Below are 16612 nucleotides of genomic sequence, written 5' to 3' on the forward strand. Positions count from 1 at the left end.
AGTTTACGTGATTGTGACGGCTACGCCAAACTCTTGCTGGCGATCTCGTAGACATCCTTGGACAGATGCTCGGTAGCGACGATACGCTGTAATTGCTGTTTCATCAAGCCCTGCCGGGCCGCGTCATATCGCCGCCATTGGGCCAACCCGGTGACCATCCGCGAGGCGATTTGCGGATTAAGGGTATTCAGCGCCAATACCTGGTCGGCCAGGAAGCGGTAGCCCTCGCCGTTTTGGGCATGAAAATGCAGCGGATTGGCCTGACTGAAGGCGCCAATCAATGATCGCACCCGATTAGGCGTTTTCATATCGAAAGCCGAATGCTTCATTAGAGCCTGCACGGTTGCAAAGGTATTGGGCATGCTACTGGTGGCTTGTAAGGTAAACCATTTGTCGATAACCAGCGATTCCTGCCGCCATTGCACATAAAAACTATCCAGACTTCTGGCCTTGGCCGGATGATTGCTATTGACGATGGCCGACAACGCCGCCAGTTGATCGGTCATATTGCGGGCGCTGTAAAATTGCTGCTCGGCAATATGATAAATATCGTCATTTTCCAATTTACTCAAATAGCTCAAACAGGCATTTTTCAAACGGCGCCGTCCTACCGCGCCGGCATCGAAACTACCGGATTCGTCACGATGATGTTGGATATACAGCTGTTTAAACTCGGCGTGCAATTGTTCGGCTAGCGTCTTTTTCACAAACTCCCGGGCTTGATGAATCGCTTCCACATCGATGATCGCCATCTGCCCGGACAAATAACTTTCTTCCGGCAAGGCCAGCAACAGTGCTTGATAAGACAAATCGCCGCTGCTATCGGTCAACACGCTACGATAGGCTTCGACGATAACCGGCTGCAGCTGCAAGGGTCGACCCAGCTCGATAGCGTCGATCAGCTTGAAAATCACCTGCACCGCCAGTTGCTGGCCGGCTTCCCAGCGGTTAAAGGTATCGCTGTCGTGCCGCAGCAAAAACGCCAACTCGTCCGGACTACGTTCTATTTTTAAGGTTACCGGTGCGGAAAAACCTCTTAGCAACGACACTACTGGCGGCTGCACCAGCTGATCAAAGCTAAAGGTCTGCTCGGCTTCTGTGACGTTCAAGATCATTTCCGACTGACTGGAACCGTTACAGATAATCGGCGCGACTGACCCGTCGGCGGCGAGCAAGCCCAGTTTTACCGGAATATGCAGCGGCGCTTTTACCGGCTGATTAGGCGTGGGCGGACAACTTTGTTGAATGGTCAAATGCAGTTGTTGAGATTCCGCGTCGTATCGTTGACTAACAGTCAACACCGGGGTGCCGGCTTGCGAATACCAGCGGCGAAATTGATTTAATTCCACACCGTTAGCATCTTCCAAGGCCTTAACGAAATCCTCGCAAGTGACCGCTTGGCCGTCGTGGCGCTGGAAATATAAATCGCAGCCTTTTCTAAAACCAGCGGCGCCCAGCAAGGTGTGCAGCATCCGCACCACTTCCGCGCCTTTTTCATAGACGGTCAGCGTGTAGAAATTGTTGATTTCGATATAGGCTTCCGGACGAATCGGATGCGACAACGGGCCGGCATCTTCGGCAAACTGGCGGGTGCGCAAGGCATTGACGTCTTCAATGCGTTTTACGGCCGGCGAGCTGCGGTCGCCGCTAAATTGTTGGTCGCGAAATACGGTAAAGCCTTCTTTTAAACTCAACTGGAACCAGTCGCGACAGGTGATGCGATTACCCGACCAGTTGTGGAAATACTCATGGCCTATCACGCCTTCGATATGTTCGTAATCGCTATCGGTGGCGGTGTCCGGCCGAGCCAACACGAACTTGGTGTTAAACACGTTCAGGCCCTTGTTTTCCATCGCCCCCATATTGAAATGGTCGACCGCGACGATCATGTACAAGTCCAAATCATATTCCCGACCGTAGGTTTCCTCGTCCCAACGCATGGCATTTTTCAAGGATTGCATCGCGTGATCGCATTTGTCGACATTGTGCTTCTCGACAAATATCTCCAACGCAATACGGCGGCCACTCATCGTGGTGAAGTCGTCGGCAACGCATTCCAGCAGGCCGGCCACCAAGGCAAATAAATAACAGGGCTTGGCAAACGGGTCTTCCCAGCTCACCCAATGCCGATTGTTTTCCAGCTCGCCTTGGCCGACCTTGTTACCGTTTGACAGCAAGACCGGATATTTGCTCTTGTCGCCAATCAACGTGGTTTTGAAACGGCTCATCACATCCGGCCGGTCCAAAAACCAGGTGATTTTCCGAAAGCCCTGGGCCTCGCACTGCGTACATAGCATGCTGCTGGATAGATACAAACCTTCCAGCGCGGTATTGGCTTGCGGATTGATGATATTTTCGATGACTATCTGAAACGGCCGATCCTGCGACACTTCGTAAATGGTCAGCGCTTCTTCGCCGAGTAGATATTGGCTAGCCTCCAGCAGCTGACCATCTATCGCGATACTGACTAATTGCAATTCCTCGCCGAGCAACTTCAATGCAGCACTGCTGTCGGGGCTCTGAGGATTGCGGCGCAGACTCAATGTCGAGCGAACCTGAGTGCGCTGCTCGTCCAGATCGAAATTCAATTCGACCTGATCGATCAGATATTCGGGCGGAGTGTAGTCTTTCAGGAAAACAGTTTGCGGGGTTGCATCACGCATTATTTATCGCTCGTCTTGTTTGACAGGTTGTTGCGGTTTATAGGAAATCAGCCAGTAAGTCAGGCCCAGCGCCAAAATGACTACGGCAATGGCCATCACATAGGCCGGGTCCAGATCCTTGAAATCCAGCATAATCACTTTTCGGGCCACGGCCATCAAGGCAGTGGCTATGACCATTTTAATCGGTAGCGTGTCGTGTTTGATGTACAGCGTGATGTTGATAAATATCTCTATCGCGATCAACACTGCCATAAACGAACCAAAAATCACCAATATGTCGGAAACTGTCAGCATCATAAACGGTTCAGCAACCAAACGCTGGTACATCACATAGCCCACGTCGGCTACGCCCCACAAAATGACCAGCACCATCAACACCGCCAGAATTCTGACCGCGAAATGAATGACCGCGTGCAGGAATTTGAGCATGGCGTCTTCCGGTACCTGCGGCACTTTTACTTCATGGCTATCGTCACGCAAATTGCGGTTGGTACTGGGCCGGGAAGATGCCGGCGGCGGCATGGAAGGTCGAACGGGCGGTTTAGTGTCCATTTATAGCTCCTGGTTTTTCTGCCAAGCCACATAAGCCAGTAAAGCCCATGCCGCTAAAAAAGCCAGGCCGCCAAACGGCGTAATCATGCCCAGCCAACCGATATTGAATATCGCCAGTAAGTATAGACTGCCGGAAAACAGCACGATGCCAGCCACCAAACACCAGCCGGCCCAGCGCAATAATTTATGTTCCGGTAACACCGCGATCAAGGCCAAGACCAATACATGCCACATCTGGTAGCTTACCGCGGTTTTATAAACATCCAGTAGATGTTCGGATAATAAATGCTTCAAGCCATGCGCGCCGAATGCACCCATCGCTACGCCGATAAAGCCGCCGATTGCAGCCAGAAACAAAAAAGGTGGGCGCATTATTTCTCCAACAGGCGCGGCATCAGCTGCACCAGATTACACGGCCGGGTGCGGTAATCCAATTGTTCCTTAATCAAGGATTCCCAGGCGGTACGGCAGGCACCGGAAGAACCGGGCACGCAGAAAATATAAGTAGCGTTGGCCACGCCGGCAATAGCCCGTGACTGCATCGTCGAACTTTTGATGTCTTGGTAAGAAATCATCCGAAACACTTCACCGAAGCCATCCAACACTTTATCCAACAGCGGCTGAATGGCTTCCGGCGTGCCGTCGCGACCGGTTACGCCAGTGCCGCCGGTCGTGATAACTGCATTAACCTGCGGATCGGCGATCCAATGACTCACAGCGGCGCGAATTTGATAAATATCGTCGGGAACGATTTTTTTGTCGATCAAGATATGCCCGGCATCGGTCAAGCCGGTGACCAAAGTTTGCCCGGATACGTCGTCTAATTCGGTACGCGTATCGGAAACAGTCAACACAGCAATATTGATCGGAATAAACTCTCGGACTTCGCTCACGGTACCGCTCCAGATTAAGGCTACCGCATTCTATGTAAAGCGCCGCCCGACAAGCAAGCGTTGTTTAATTCGCCGGCTGTCATACCGGCTTAACCGATAATGCCGTAAACTCCGGATTATTCATTCCCATTCAGTTAGCGGCCGCCCACTCGATCATGCCTATCCAGATTTCCCGTTACGAAAAAATCGCCAGCCTGGCGGCGTTGTGCTTGTTGCTGTTTGCCTGTTATCAGGTATTAAGACCGTTTATTTTCGATTTGTTGTGGGCGGCGATTCTGTGTTTTGTCACCTGGCCATTATACGCCCGTCTGCGCGCCTGGAAACTCACCGCCAACTGGGCTGCCACAGCGATGGTCTTGCCTATCGGCATCTTGCTGCTGACACCCTTCGTCGCAGCCACATTGACCTTTACCGAAGACATCAATCGGCTGCTGCAATGGCTAAACCAGAGCTCGCATGCCTGGCCGGCCGCTCCAGCCTGGTTGCAAAAACTGCCGGTATTTGGTGATAACGCGGTCAGGGCCTGGCAAAGCGTCGGCGAAGATTCCAGCCGCCTCGTCAATCTGGCCCGGCAATATGCCTTGGGCGCCAGCAGCTGGGTATTGCAGCAAGGGATTAGTCTGGCCGGCGAGTTAATGCACATGGGGTTAGCTATTTTGGTGCTGTTTTTTTTCTATCGCGACGGCGAACACGTAGCTCAACACGTGGTCATTGCCGTCGAACGCCTGGCCGGCGAGCGCACCCAACGCATCCTGCACATCGTCCGCTCCAGCCTGCGCGCCGTGGTGTACGGCATACTCGGCACCGCGCTGGTACAAGCACTGGCCTCTATCCTGGGATTTGTGATTGCCGGCGTACCTTACGCCTTTGTGCTGGGCGTGATCGCGTTCTTTTTAATGATCATACCAGCGGCAGGCACAGTCATCTGGCTGCCGATCGCCTTATGGTTACTAGCTGAAGGCGAAACAGGCTGGGCGATCTTCATCGCGCTGTGGTTTTTGCTGTTCGTCGGCACCATCGACAACTGGCTACGGCCCATCCTGATCAGCCGGGAAGTGGAGTTGCCGTTTGTGTTGATTGTATTCGGCATCTTCGGCGGCTTGTTGGCGTTTGGGTTTATAGGCGTATTTATCGGCCCGACCTTGTTAGCCACCAGCTATGCCTTGATCCTGGACTGGCTAATTCGCAACGAACAGGGCGAAACTGACAAGGAGACAAGCCCAGGATGCACAGACGGCTAGTCTGCCGACTGTCCGCTCGCAAACCGCTCCTAGGCATGAGGAGTACGACCCGTTTAGCCGCGAATAAACGACTTAAGAAACCGCAAGCTAAGTGGCCCAGGGATTGCTTGCAAAGATCACGGAGGACCACAGCCATGTCGGTAAAACAACCTTTTAGCATCTGCCCCACGCAACAACTTCCGGAACTCGGCAAATACTCTTTCAAGCTACTCTATCGCGGTACGCCGCGTGACGCGATTCTGGTGCGCTTCCAGGGAGAGGTTTACGGGTATCTAAACCAATGCGTACACATGCCTAAGGCGTTGGATTGTGAGAACAGCAACATTTTCGACGAATCCGGACGCTATTTGCAGTGTTCCATGCACAGTATTTGCTACGACCCAATCAGTGGAGAGTCTTTAAGCGAAATCTGCTTGGGCAAAAAACTAACTGCGTTGAAAGTTAAAGAACAAGACGATTGGATCTATTTAGTGGATAAAAGAGCCGCCATTACCGATTGATTGGCCCTGGGCGAAACAGCTTGCATCACCCCATTGATTTCGGGGAACCTCTAAATACTATCCGTTCATACTTCGACGGGCTCAGCACGAACGGATAGGTGGTTGATTTACCGCGACCGCCGTTCGCACTGAGCGGGTCGAAGTGCAATTTTTAGAAGTTCCAGTCGGTTTGCGCAGCAAACCCAGCCGTCTTTAGCCGTGTGAGGCGCTTTCTTTGATCTGTTGTTCCAGCTTTTCGTGCGCGCGTTCCAACTTGGCAAACACTCTTAAAATATCGGTAGCGGACAATATGCCTACCAATTTTTCCTTGTCCACCACCGGCAGCGCGCCGACTCGGTGTTCCGCCATCATAGCCGCCGCTTCAGACGCAGGCGTTTCCGGCGTAACCGTGTAAACGCCGCGATGCATGATATGCACGACTTTTTGCGAGACCACATGTAACTGCGAGTTGTCTTTATTCGTCTCCACCGCATTGGAATTACTTTTTGGTCCCAGGGCTTTGTATAAATCCCGGTCGGAAACAATACCGACCAATTTGCCTTTTTCAACCACCGGCAAGTGGCGGATTTTCTCGTAATGTATCAAAAAGAACACGCGATCAATCAGATCGTGCGGTTCGACGGTAAATACCTTGGCGGTCATTAACTCTGCTACACGCATGATGTTTCTCCAATAAAAATGTCTGTAAAAAAGTAAGTAAATTCTGACGCAATAGCGGAACTATAGCCAGGCAAAATTAAGAAATATCGCAGTCTTACGGATACACATCCCCATTAAGTCGCGCTGAAAGACTTAATACAGCGTCCCGCCCAAATCCAGACAAGTCAGATAAAGCCGCATATCAAACTCCAATTGGTGATAGTCCGGCGCCATGTACTCACATAATTTGTAAAAAGCCTTGTCATGCTGCTTTTCACGCAAATGCGCCAGCTCATGCACCACGATCATTTTTAAACATTCAGGCGGCGCAATTTTAAAAATCGAGCCGATACGAATTTCGTTTTTTGATTTTAAATTGCCGCCCTGCACCCGCGAAACCACGGAATGCAAACCCAAGGCCTGATGCAACACATCAATTTTGTCGTCGTAAACGACTTTGCTGAGCGGATTGGATTGACGTAGAAATTGATTTTTAAGAGCCATCGTATAGGCATAAAGCGCTTTGTCGGTCTTTATGTCATGTGGCTGTGGGTATTTTTTTAGCAGAAGCGCCGGCAGTTTATCGCTGTCGATCAGCCGATGCACTTGCTCAGTGATGGCAGGCGCATAGCCGGCTAGGTATTTCAGAGGGTGCATTAGCGAGTACCGAAACCGGCCAACACTTGCGCAGGACTATTCAATCCCATGGCGGCGCGTCACCGTCATAAGCTACGAAGTTTTTATCGCTAGACCGGGTAGTTCCGCCGACACCGCTATCGGCTTTTGGTTTTCTCGGCTCGTCGCTAGATGATTGCGTAAGGCCGGACTCCGTTTGCCATTTGGCAAACAGCGCCATGTCCTTATTGGCAGGGACATACCATTTCTTCCCAGCGGCATCCCATCTGGCGCCAAGCGCTTTCGCCGCGTCCTTTTCGGCATAGGGTACGTTCAGATAAGTTTTCGCGTCAGCCATTTAACGCAGCCGGTTCAAGATTGATTTCATGCATCGCAATATTGTAAATCATTGCTTATGCAAGTGAAGCGGATAATCCGATCTTACTTGATAAAAACCTAGCGCGAAGTGTGTTTGTCTAAACCCCTGCCGGGTCAACCAAGCAACAAGAAAATCAATTCCTACGGTTTATTCCGCTTCGAACCCATGTTGCTGGCAAAGGTAGTTGCCGCGAATAATGCCGACGAAATAATAAAGTCGCCCGAAATAAATTCGATAACGCCGGTAACGAATACCAACCCGGTCAAAATATCTTTGTGTAAGCGGTTCATGCTCGTTTCCCGAAGTAATACACGCACTTAGACTATATGCCCGATTAACTTCATTGACAATGACACAAAAAACGCATTGATTGATCGCCAAAAAGAAACAAATGCATTTAGCTGTGAATGGCTTGGCTTCGCCCAAGACTACACTGCAGCTTGACTGCTACCACCATCGGACCTGGCGACGAAATGAATAATACGTTGCAGCGTATTGCGGAGAATCTTTAACCTATTAGGCGCTTTACGGCAATAAATGTACCCAAACCAAACAATTTGCCGTTGACTCCGACTCCGCTCAGTCAACGGCAAATCTGGCCTTGCCAATGGGTACAAATTTTCTCAAAAATCACCTTAACTCAAAGACTTATTCTTTAACCGCTTCAACCGGAATGGTAACGGTGACTTCATCACCCACATTAGGGGCATATTTGCCCATATTGAATTCGGTACGCTTGACGACAGCGGTCGCGTTGGCACCGCAAGCGTCTTTTTTCAACATCGGGTGCGGCATGCACTGGAAGGATGTCACGGTCAGTGTGACCGGTTTACTGACACCTTTTAGCGTCAAAATGCCATCGACAGACACCAGGTTTTCGCCTTCAAATTTAAGCGTGTTTGAGGTGAACGTCATCGTCGGATATTTGCCGGTATCCAGAAAATCTTCACCCTGAATATGCTCATTAAACAGCGGATAACCGGTATCGACCGAGGTGCTATCGACTGTGACATCAACCGAGCCTGTTTTAGCCTGACGGTCCAGCACGATTTTGCCGGTGGTTTTATCGAAACGACTTAACTGAGTTGAATACCCAAAATGACTATAAGAGAAGCGCGGCAGTGTGTGCGTACCTTCAATGACATAAGTTTCGGGGGCAGCCACGGCGGCAGTCGAAAATAACGCGGCTAGTGACAATAAAACTGGGTGTTTCATAGTAAGGCTCCTGGGTTGGGTTTGATCGGTTAAAAAGCTTATTTTCCGGCGTCGGCCAGCAGGTGAAATTGAATCCGGACGTCGTTGGCGATGACGCCAACATCTGCCCAACCCCCTTCGCCTATGGCAAAGTCGGCTCGATTAAGGGTGAAAGTACCGTCAAAAACAGCCGTATTGTGCTGCGGTGTCATGGTAAAAACGGCAGAGATGTCTTTTGTTTTGCCCTTGATGGTCATTGCACCACTGACTTCATAGCGGTTGTTACCCAAGGCTCTGAAAGCGGTGGAAACAAATTTACCCTTGGGAAAGGCCAGCGTGTGGAACCAATCCTTTTTTGCCAACTCGTCATTGGCCTCCTCACTCCCCGCATCCAAGCTGACCAAATCCATTTCGAATATCGCCTTAGCCGCGGCAAGCTGGCTAGAGTCAAAACTGAACTGAGCGTCAAATTTTTTTAGCTGCCCCTCTATCGCCACACCCATTTGCTTGTAACTAAAACCCACCGTACTAGCGTCGGTTTGGATGTGATTATATTCAGTGGCCTCTGCGAATGGGGCTAGCAGGCTACTGCCCAGTATCAATGCCAAAAGACTAGATTTCATGATCCCTGCTGGTTGAGTGAATTAAGAAGGCCGGCGAAAAGACATCCGTGATAGCAGTGCATCCTTGTCAATAAAATGGTGCTTAAGGGCTGCAGCCAAATGAGCAATCAGCAGGCCTATGAACGTAAAGTTAAGAGTCTGATGGACAGTTTCTAAAACAGTTCCTAGAGCCTTATCTTTACTTAGCAAATCGGGTATCGGCAAAACCCCGAAATAAACGGTCTGAAAGCCCTTGGCCGAACTCATCAACCAGCCTGAAACTGGAACGGCAAGCATCAAAGCGTACAAGCAGTAATGAACGGCATGAGCCGCGAGACGCAGCCGCTTTGAGGTATTGTCGGGCAAGACGGGCGGACGGTGCGTGTATCGCCAACTAAGCCGCACTATCGCTAATAAAAACACGGTGACACCAACCCATTTATGCCAAGAATAGAGTTGTAGTTTCCACGGCGATAAAGGCAGATCGGCCATATAAATGCCAAGGGTGAGCAGCCCAAGCACCAATAGAGCCATCAGCCAATGCAAACCGATCGCGACAGTGGTGTAACGGCTGTTACTACGCATACATGCCTCCGCATTATTAACAAATTAAAACGACAGTAGTGCCTGTCTTTGTTTGGCAAGCTTTATTGCCGAACGTTATACCGCGGCTGATACTGGCCACAAATCCATTCGCTAAGCGGGCTTAATTGGCTGAAGAATCTGCCGGGCCAGGGCTGAGACAGTCAGCAGATAGTCTTACACACTTGGTTCACGGTTAAGCGCTTAAAGTCTTTGAAATCGACGCCAATCGTCGACGGTATCCACATCCCACTGCTCGGCTAACTCGTGCAATTTCAGACCTGCCTCGATCACCCGCTGTCGGGTTTGCGCCATCACCGCATTGCTGCCCCAGGGCATATTCACAAACAACTCGGCTTGCGACTGGCTCATGCCAATCAGCACATAACCGCCGTCGTCCGCCGGCCCCAGTACCAGATCCGCGCCGTCGATCAACGCGGCAAATGCCTGCTGCAGATTTTCGATCGTCAAACTGGGGCAATCACAGCCAATCAATACCACATGCTGATAAGCCTGCAACGCTTCGGTAAATGCGGACTGCATGCGTTCGCCCAAGCCCGCACCCTGTTGGTGATGCAAGCTTAACGGATAAATTGCGGCACATTGTTGAAAAAACCCATGCTCAGAATCGGGCGCGCAATACAATCGCACTTCGCACAAAGGCTGCCGAAAGGCGCGCTCCAAGGTAAAACGCGTCAATTCGATATGCGCCGCAACCGCTTGCTCAGCGCTCAAGGCCGGTTGCAGCCGGGTTTTGACCTGACCAGCCACCGGCGCTTTGCAGAAAATCAACAAGGCGCAACCCGGAAACAGATAGCTCATCTACCGCGTAGCCGCCGAAACGGCAAGGCCAACAGGCCGACAAAGCCCAGCTCGGCACTATCGCGAAACTCGTCCAAGCCTATCGTCATTGCGGTCTGCGTCGTGCGCGCCTGCCCGCAATAGGTATTGAATAACCTATCCCAGCACGACAGCGAGAAACCATAATTGCTATCGGTCTCCGGCTGAAAAGCAGAATGATGAATACGATGCATATCGGGTGTCACCATTGCATAGCGCAACCAGCGCTCGACCACAAGCGGCAAGCCGACATTACCGTGATTAAACAACGCGCAACCGTTTAAGATCACTTCGAAAGCAATCACCGCGAAAGAATCGGCACCCAGCAACACCACCAAGACGACCTTGTAAAACATCGACAGCATGATTTCCAAGGGATGAAAGCGCACCGCGGTGGTGGTATCGAAATCCATGTCGGTATGATGCACCTGATGCAAACGCCATAACCAGCGCCAGCGGTGCGCGGCGACGTGTTGGGCATAAATCGCCAGATCCAGCAGCAACAGGCTCAGCACTATCGACAGCCAATGCGGCACTGGCACCAGATGGAACAAACCGATTTGTTGCTCGGCAGCCCAAATCGCCGCCAGCCAGGCCGCCGCACCGATGCTTAGCCGCATCACACCGACGTTTAAAATCGCCAAGCCCAGGTTAACCGACCAACGCCTGCGCCGCGTCAAACTTAATTGCCGCCTAGGCCGAAACCACTCCCAAGCCACCATGAATAAGAAAATCCCGAGAAACACGCCCAAGCGCACCATTGCTTCCATCACTGCCTCCGATAATACCGCGCCGCCAAATCGTCCGGATTGGCCCCGAAAAAATACCGTAACCGCAAGCGCCACATCAATAAGATGGTAGTGAGGATACCGTGTTGTTGCCAACGCCGCGCGGACGTGACGGCCTTAGCCTTCAGGCAGTGCGGCTCAGCGAGTTTTTTCAGCGACGCGCTGATGGCAATATCCTCCATCAAAGCGATGTGCGGAAAACCGCCCACAGCCTGAAATGCCGAGCGGGTGATAAAGATAGCTTGATCGCCAGTGGAAATGCCGGTCAGCCGGGAACGCACGTTCATCAGGCAGGCGATCAACTTAAACATGGCTAGAGGGCTATCGAATTGCACATCGAAACGTCCCCAAGCCGCGCCTTGTTCGACCGCCGACAGTATCAACTCCACCGCCCGGTCCGGTAGCTGAGTATCGGCATGCAGAAATAACAACACCTCAGCTTGCGCCTGCTGTGCGCCCAAGTTCATTTGCCGGGCTCGGCCGCGCGCACTGTACAAAACTTGATCGACCAAGGGCTCGGCGACAGTTGGGCTAGCATCATTGCTGCCGCCATCGACCAACAGCAATTCAGCATGCTCTCTGAGCACCTGCAAAGCTTGCAATTTTTCGGCAAGCTGCTCGGCCTCGTTGATGACTGGGATGATAATACTGATTTGCGGCGTCATTGTTTATGCGCATCCAAAGCCCCGCCGCAACTACTGCCTTGACCGGCGGTACAGCCGTAACAATGCGCGGCCGTAGCGATCACTGCCCCGTGTAATGCCAATGTGTTCAACTCACTAATATGCGGACGCGGTTCGGCTGTCGCCGCCAGAGGCATGGCCAACATTTGATTAAAATCGCAATCGTATACATAACCCTGCCAGTCGATGCTGATGGTATTAAGACACATCAAACCGGCCAAATTTTCGGCACGAAAACTGTTTCGAAGCAGGCTCAGATAGTCCTCAAACCGCCCCTGGCTGACCAACATGCTCCCGAAGCGCTGGATCGGCATATTGGCGATGGCAAACAAGCGATTGAACACAATGCCGTAATGCTGGTACAGGTGCTGTTTGTAGGCGTGTTCCAAGTTAATTTGATCCGGCGGCAATACCGCCTCCTGCGGGTTAAACACCAGGTTTAACTGTAACCGACTATCCGGCTGACCGTAACCCAGTCGGTTTAAGCGCTGCAAGGCCGCCAGACTATTTTGGAACACGCCTTTACCGCGCTGCTTATCGACATTTTCCTGCAAATAGCAAGGCAGCGAAGCGACGATCTCCACCTGCTGCTCGGCCAGAAACTCAGCAAACCCGGCGAAATCGGGCTCTTCCAAAATCGTCAGATTACAGCGGTCGATAACCTTAATGCCCTTAGCGCGCGCCTCGCGCACCAAATACTGAAATTGCGGATGCATTTCCGGCGCACCACCGGTTAAATCCAAGGTATGAATATTCGCCGCCTCGGCAAACGCCAACACTTGTGCCAAGGTGTCGTCGCCCATCATCTCGGTGCGTTTCGGCCCTGCATTGACATGGCAATGTACACAACTCAAATTGCACAGATAGCCTAGATTGATTTGCAGGATTTCCAGCGGCTTGCGGAAAATGGCCGGAAAATCGTTGTTGCTCAATAAGGGGCGAATGTCGTGCATGTTGTTCCTTGATTAATCTTATCTACACCAGACCAATTTCTTGATCGCAAAAGTGCCCCGCCGGAAGTTGCTGAAAATGTTTATCCAGGGAAAAAAGTTTATTCCCTGACCTTGGGCAACGACGGCAATCAAAACGTCTCTCAACGGGAAGTTAAACCTTTTGCACGCAATAGTTGGGCAAACATTCCGGCCGCGATCCAATCGACATCCTCGCTTGGCAGGTAATAAAGGAACTGTAATCATAAGCGCTGAATCCCCTTTTCTTGCTTAACGCCATGCAGCAATTCCGCGATGATCACCTTGGTTATTGCAGCTTGGTTGGTTTCAATTAACACCGCAACCTGATCACCCAAATAACCCTTTCTTGCTTGGAAAAAAGCGATCCAGCACAATTGTCGATCAACACCGGCTTCATGACGGACGTTCCAAATCCCTCAATGCTTGCCAGTTGTCCTCAATATCGACCATCCCAAGGCAATTTAGCAACTCTTGACGTGACTTAAACCGAATGTATTCCTCAATCGCTTTGGCAATTCCTTACGTAGTGGTTTTGGCTTGGATATAAGCCAGCAGTTGCTCGAGTACGGCATTGTCCGGGCAAATTGTGTTTTCATTACAAAGCGCCTCGGTTAAACAACAATGACATTCACGGATTCGATAGCGGCCAACTTTTTATCACCCGTCAAAAACTGATCCGCGCCGGACGTTATAGCACAAGCCAGTTGGATGGCATCGGGTGTGCGTAAGGAACCGGGGTGGTTGGCGCGCAACTCAGTAGCTATATCGATGACGGTGGTATCTAGTTCGATAATTTCCAAACCGGGCAGCCGAAAAAAACGGTCATAAAAATCCAACAATGCCGAGTTTTTGGATTTCAACGGCAATACCCGGCATTCCAGAAGCGACAGCCGGGATATGGCCAATTGCGCGTTCGATTTCCGAGCATCATCCACCAGCAAGCGGGTTTGTCGGCCTTGTTCCTGTTGCGACTCGATCAAATAAATGACAGCGCAAGCGTCCAGGAACAGTTTCACGGTTGATCCCATTCGTCGCGCATGGTTTGAAATTCGGCATTGATGTCCGCATCGCTACGCCGGCCGACCGGCAGGCTTTTTAGAAAAGCGGCCAAGGCTTCGTTGGCTGAGGGTTCCGGTGTAGCGTCGGATTTGGATTCCAGAAACTCAACGAAATGTAAAACCTCCAGAGCTTTGCTAGGCGGCAGGGCCTTGACGTGTTGGTAGATGGTGTCGGCGATGGTCATTTAGCTAAGCTCCTAAGCCTCTGCTTACACTGAAAATCATTGTGTTATTTCTCTCAACTGCTTTGTAGATGAAAGATAATTTCATAGAAACTGTTCGGATTTAGAGAAATATTAGAACATTGCTGCCAGTAAAAAAACGTCTTACGTTTGAAGATATAAATTTAATTTTATTGCCAGTAGCTCCACGTTCTTTAATTCGCATGTCCAGACAACAAAGACTTCCCAGCCCAATTTCTTTAAATCATTACTATTTTTTGAATCCCTGATTACATTATCTGAGAGCTTCTTCTGCCAAAATTCGGAGTTATTAGTAGGCATAGAGTTTCCTTTGCTGCAGTCGTGTCGATGCCAAAAGCAACCGTGTATAAAAATAACTTTTCTTTTGCCGGGAAATACCAGATCGGGTTTGCCGGGAAGGTTTGAATAATGCAGGCGGTAGCGATAGCCTAAACTAAATAGCAATTTTCTAATGATCAACTCGGGTTTGGTATTTTTGCCGGAGATTGAACCCATACACCTTCGGCGCTGCTCAGGTGTCAATACGTCCATAGCCGCTTATTTCGACATTAATCGAAGCCATTCCGATTCGGTTAAGCCTACTCGCGACAGTTTGCTAGAAAAATCTTCTGCAGCTCGTTGGGCGTGATCTGGTTTAAGCTGAGTGATCCATTTATAATTCTTGCCATTACTATTACAGGTAAATTCGTCATTTTCAGCCAAGACTCTTTTTTCTTCTAAATGTGGCTCAAACTCAAGAGTAATACAGTCATATGGTTTCGACGAACAAAATAGTCCCTTAATTTCATTATTGTCTTCAACAATGAAGTTTTCATTATTAATTCCATTATCTGTATTTTTAATCTCTAGAGTGCAGAAGATAAATCGGCGCATTTTTTCAAGTCTAACAGTGTCGCACACTGGAAGTATACAAAGTAAATATTGATTGGTATCTATGTCTTTTTCTCGAATAATCGTGCCGAATGTTAAATATTTTTGATTTCCATATGCGGTCCGATTGCTCATTAGCATCGCCAATCTATGATTTGAAAGCCTCTCGTCCTCTTGAAACATAAGACTTGCGAGTTTGTCTATCTTCTTTTTATCGAAATTCCATACCCAATTTTCGCCTTTCTTTCTTGCGATTGAAAATGGTACTTGACTCATATGCAACCCTAAATCAGGCCCAAACAAAAGAAATTTTTCGATAAATTCGTTGGCATTTGTCTCCGGGGGGAGTAGGTCAAGTCCTGTATTATTTGGCCTCCATTTATTAAAGGACCAGTCCGAAACTAAAGCGTCCGTAATTATTTGACCCGGTAAACAGTCTTGAAGAATTGATTGAAGCTCGCCGACAAGAAGAGGATGTATGTGTTCAAACGCTTCCTCATCGGGTAACGACATCGCCCTGTGCAACAAAAAAGCTGTATCTATAGATTCATCAAACTTCCGTAAAATTTTACGATTATTTTCTCTAATTTTTGCAAGACCTAATAAAACAGCGCCTTGTAGAAGCCCGGATGCAAGTCGTGCAAACTCTTCTATTGATCTTTGCGCTAGGTCATTTTGATGTACTTCGTGAGTCTTATATTTTTCAATGCGATGACATTCCGGCTTACCAAGAATAACCACTCTCGAATTTGAAGAATGCATGGATAGCCCCTCGTCCTCCTTTTGGGGTTCAATATTTTCCTTACTTGCGGATGTTAATTTATCAAAAACGTTGCTTGCAATATCTTCGAGGTTATTTTCACCCGTGTAAACCAAAATTAACCTTAGTTGTTCCGGCTTTGTTTCAACGCTTTGATGAACAAGCGAATAAATTAGCTCTAACGCATTTTCTCCAGGTGTACCACCTAGATCCCAATCAACTATTACAATATCAGATGCTAAACTGAGTTCGTACACATCAGAATCATTCGAAAAAGATTCTCCTTTTCCGGGTTGATATAAAGAACAAACAATCTGTTTCTTGGCAAAACTGTTTACTAGTAGTTGCGATGGGAAATCTTGATTTTCATTAGATTCTTCAGGTGTAACTAATAGCTGCAAATTGTCTCCAGAATTTGTACTTTTTGTAGCGCTTTTTCGGATTGTTTTTTGAGGTTTTTCCGGTTCAACAGCCTTTGTTTTTCGGTTATAAATCTTGTCGTCAATAAAAACGGCAGTTCTGATAAATTGTGCTGCAGCATAAGTTGAAAATTCTTTGACCGTTTGAATATGCTGCATA

General features: G+C 49.5%; 21 protein-coding genes. 2 read left to right on the forward strand and 19 right to left on the reverse strand.

Annotated elements, in window-relative coordinates; translation table 11 throughout:
• Nucleotides 1–20 precede the first annotated feature (20 nt).
• Genes pepN through moaB form a run of 4 tightly spaced genes read right to left on the reverse strand, consistent with a single transcriptional unit; the run spans nucleotide 21 to nucleotide 4108 of the window.
• Nucleotides 21–2663, reverse strand: a complete 2643-nt coding sequence (gene pepN / locus EBA_RS20955) for an aminopeptidase N (protein WP_192376514.1) — start codon at nucleotides 2661–2663, stop codon at nucleotides 21–23.
• Between the two features lie 3 nt (nucleotides 2664–2666).
• Complete coding sequence (locus EBA_RS20960; RefSeq protein WP_192376515.1) at nucleotides 2667–3215, reverse strand: phosphate-starvation-inducible PsiE family protein; 549 nt, start codon at nucleotides 3213–3215, stop codon at nucleotides 2667–2669.
• On the reverse strand, nucleotides 3216–3587 hold the full coding sequence (locus EBA_RS20965; protein WP_192376516.1) for a DUF423 domain-containing protein: 372 nt from the start codon (nucleotides 3585–3587) through the stop codon (nucleotides 3216–3218).
• Nucleotides 3587–4108 carry a molybdenum cofactor biosynthesis protein B gene (moaB, locus tag EBA_RS20970; RefSeq protein ID WP_192376517.1) on the reverse strand — a complete coding sequence of 174 codons (522 nt, stop codon included), beginning with the start codon at nucleotides 4106–4108 and terminating at the stop codon, nucleotides 3587–3589. Before moaB ends, EBA_RS20965 begins: the two co-directional genes overlap by 1 nt.
• Nucleotides 4109–4263: 155 nt before the next feature.
• Between moaB and EBA_RS20975 the strand changes: the two genes are divergently transcribed.
• Both EBA_RS20975 and EBA_RS20980 read left to right on the forward strand, forming a co-directional pair.
• The gene (locus tag EBA_RS20975) at nucleotides 4264–5349 is read left to right on the forward strand and encodes an AI-2E family transporter (protein ID WP_192376518.1); all 1086 of its coding nucleotides are present in this window, start codon (nucleotides 4264–4266) and stop codon (nucleotides 5347–5349) included.
• Between the two features lie 134 nt (nucleotides 5350–5483).
• Complete coding sequence (locus tag EBA_RS20980; RefSeq protein WP_192376519.1) at nucleotides 5484–5849, forward strand: Rieske (2Fe-2S) protein; 366 nt, start codon at nucleotides 5484–5486, stop codon at nucleotides 5847–5849.
• Between the two features lie 192 nt (nucleotides 5850–6041).
• On the opposite strand, the gene EBA_RS20985 is transcribed toward EBA_RS20980, so the two are convergent.
• The 15 genes from EBA_RS20985 to EBA_RS21055 all read right to left on the reverse strand — a co-directional run bounded on the left by EBA_RS20985 (nucleotide 6042) and on the right by EBA_RS21055 (nucleotide 16611).
• On the reverse strand, nucleotides 6042–6509 hold the full coding sequence (locus EBA_RS20985; RefSeq protein ID WP_192376520.1) for a CBS domain-containing protein: 468 nt from the start codon (nucleotides 6507–6509) through the stop codon (nucleotides 6042–6044).
• Nucleotides 6510–6641: 132 nt separating this feature from the next.
• Nucleotides 6642–7145: a M48 metallopeptidase family protein gene (locus tag EBA_RS20990; protein WP_192376521.1), complete on the reverse strand. Its 504-nt coding sequence runs from the start codon at nucleotides 7143–7145 to the stop codon at nucleotides 6642–6644.
• Between the two features lie 40 nt (nucleotides 7146–7185).
• Nucleotides 7186–7461, reverse strand: coding sequence for a DUF5710 domain-containing protein (locus EBA_RS20995; RefSeq protein ID WP_192376522.1), 276 nt, complete (start codon nucleotides 7459–7461; stop codon nucleotides 7186–7188).
• A gap of 161 nt (nucleotides 7462–7622) precedes the next feature.
• Nucleotides 7623–7772: a hypothetical protein gene (locus tag EBA_RS21000; RefSeq protein WP_192376523.1), complete on the reverse strand. Its 150-nt coding sequence runs from the start codon at nucleotides 7770–7772 to the stop codon at nucleotides 7623–7625.
• A gap of 358 nt (nucleotides 7773–8130) precedes the next feature.
• The gene (locus EBA_RS21005) at nucleotides 8131–8697 is read right to left on the reverse strand and encodes a YceI family protein (protein ID WP_192376524.1); all 567 of its coding nucleotides are present in this window, start codon (nucleotides 8695–8697) and stop codon (nucleotides 8131–8133) included.
• Between the two features lie 38 nt (nucleotides 8698–8735).
• The gene (locus tag EBA_RS21010; protein ID WP_223146720.1) at nucleotides 8736–9284 is read right to left on the reverse strand and encodes a YceI family protein; all 549 of its coding nucleotides are present in this window, start codon (nucleotides 9282–9284) and stop codon (nucleotides 8736–8738) included.
• Between the two features lie 36 nt (nucleotides 9285–9320).
• Nucleotides 9321–9863, reverse strand: coding sequence for a cytochrome b (locus tag EBA_RS21015; RefSeq protein WP_192376526.1), 543 nt, complete (start codon nucleotides 9861–9863; stop codon nucleotides 9321–9323).
• A 201-nt stretch (nucleotides 9864–10064) separates the two neighbouring features.
• Complete coding sequence (locus tag EBA_RS21020; RefSeq protein WP_192376527.1) at nucleotides 10065–10682, reverse strand: TIGR04282 family arsenosugar biosynthesis glycosyltransferase; 618 nt, start codon at nucleotides 10680–10682, stop codon at nucleotides 10065–10067.
• Nucleotides 10679–11470, reverse strand: coding sequence for a sterol desaturase family protein (locus tag EBA_RS21025; protein ID WP_192376528.1), 792 nt, complete (start codon nucleotides 11468–11470; stop codon nucleotides 10679–10681). The genes EBA_RS21020 and EBA_RS21025 overlap by 4 nt, the downstream gene beginning before the upstream one ends.
• A complete protein-coding gene (locus EBA_RS21030; RefSeq protein ID WP_192376529.1) occupies nucleotides 11470–12153 on the reverse strand; it encodes a TIGR04283 family arsenosugar biosynthesis glycosyltransferase in 684 nt (227 codons plus the stop codon). The genes EBA_RS21025 and EBA_RS21030 overlap by 1 nt, the downstream gene beginning before the upstream one ends.
• Nucleotides 12150–13124, reverse strand: coding sequence for an arsenosugar biosynthesis radical SAM (seleno)protein ArsS (gene arsS, locus EBA_RS21035; RefSeq protein WP_192376530.1), 975 nt, complete (start codon nucleotides 13122–13124; stop codon nucleotides 12150–12152). The genes EBA_RS21030 and arsS overlap by 4 nt, the downstream gene beginning before the upstream one ends.
• Nucleotides 13125–13753: 629 nt before the next feature.
• A complete protein-coding gene (locus tag EBA_RS21040) occupies nucleotides 13754–14158 on the reverse strand; it encodes a type II toxin-antitoxin system VapC family toxin (RefSeq protein ID WP_223146721.1) in 405 nt (134 codons plus the stop codon).
• A complete protein-coding gene (locus tag EBA_RS21045) occupies nucleotides 14155–14385 on the reverse strand; it encodes a DUF2281 domain-containing protein (RefSeq protein ID WP_192376532.1) in 231 nt (76 codons plus the stop codon). Before EBA_RS21045 ends, EBA_RS21040 begins: the two co-directional genes overlap by 4 nt.
• A gap of 141 nt (nucleotides 14386–14526) precedes the next feature.
• The gene (locus EBA_RS21050; RefSeq protein WP_192376533.1) at nucleotides 14527–14934 is read right to left on the reverse strand and encodes a very short patch repair endonuclease; all 408 of its coding nucleotides are present in this window, start codon (nucleotides 14932–14934) and stop codon (nucleotides 14527–14529) included.
• 6 nt (nucleotides 14935–14940) lie between these two features.
• The gene (locus tag EBA_RS21055; RefSeq protein WP_192376534.1) at nucleotides 14941–16611 is read right to left on the reverse strand and encodes a response regulator receiver domain; all 1671 of its coding nucleotides are present in this window, start codon (nucleotides 16609–16611) and stop codon (nucleotides 14941–14943) included.
• Nucleotide 16612: the final 1 nt, after the last annotated feature.

It is taken from the genome of Methylomonas albis, from assembly GCF_014850955.1.
GTDB lineage: Bacteria > Pseudomonadota > Gammaproteobacteria > Methylococcales > Methylomonadaceae > Methylomonas > Methylomonas albis.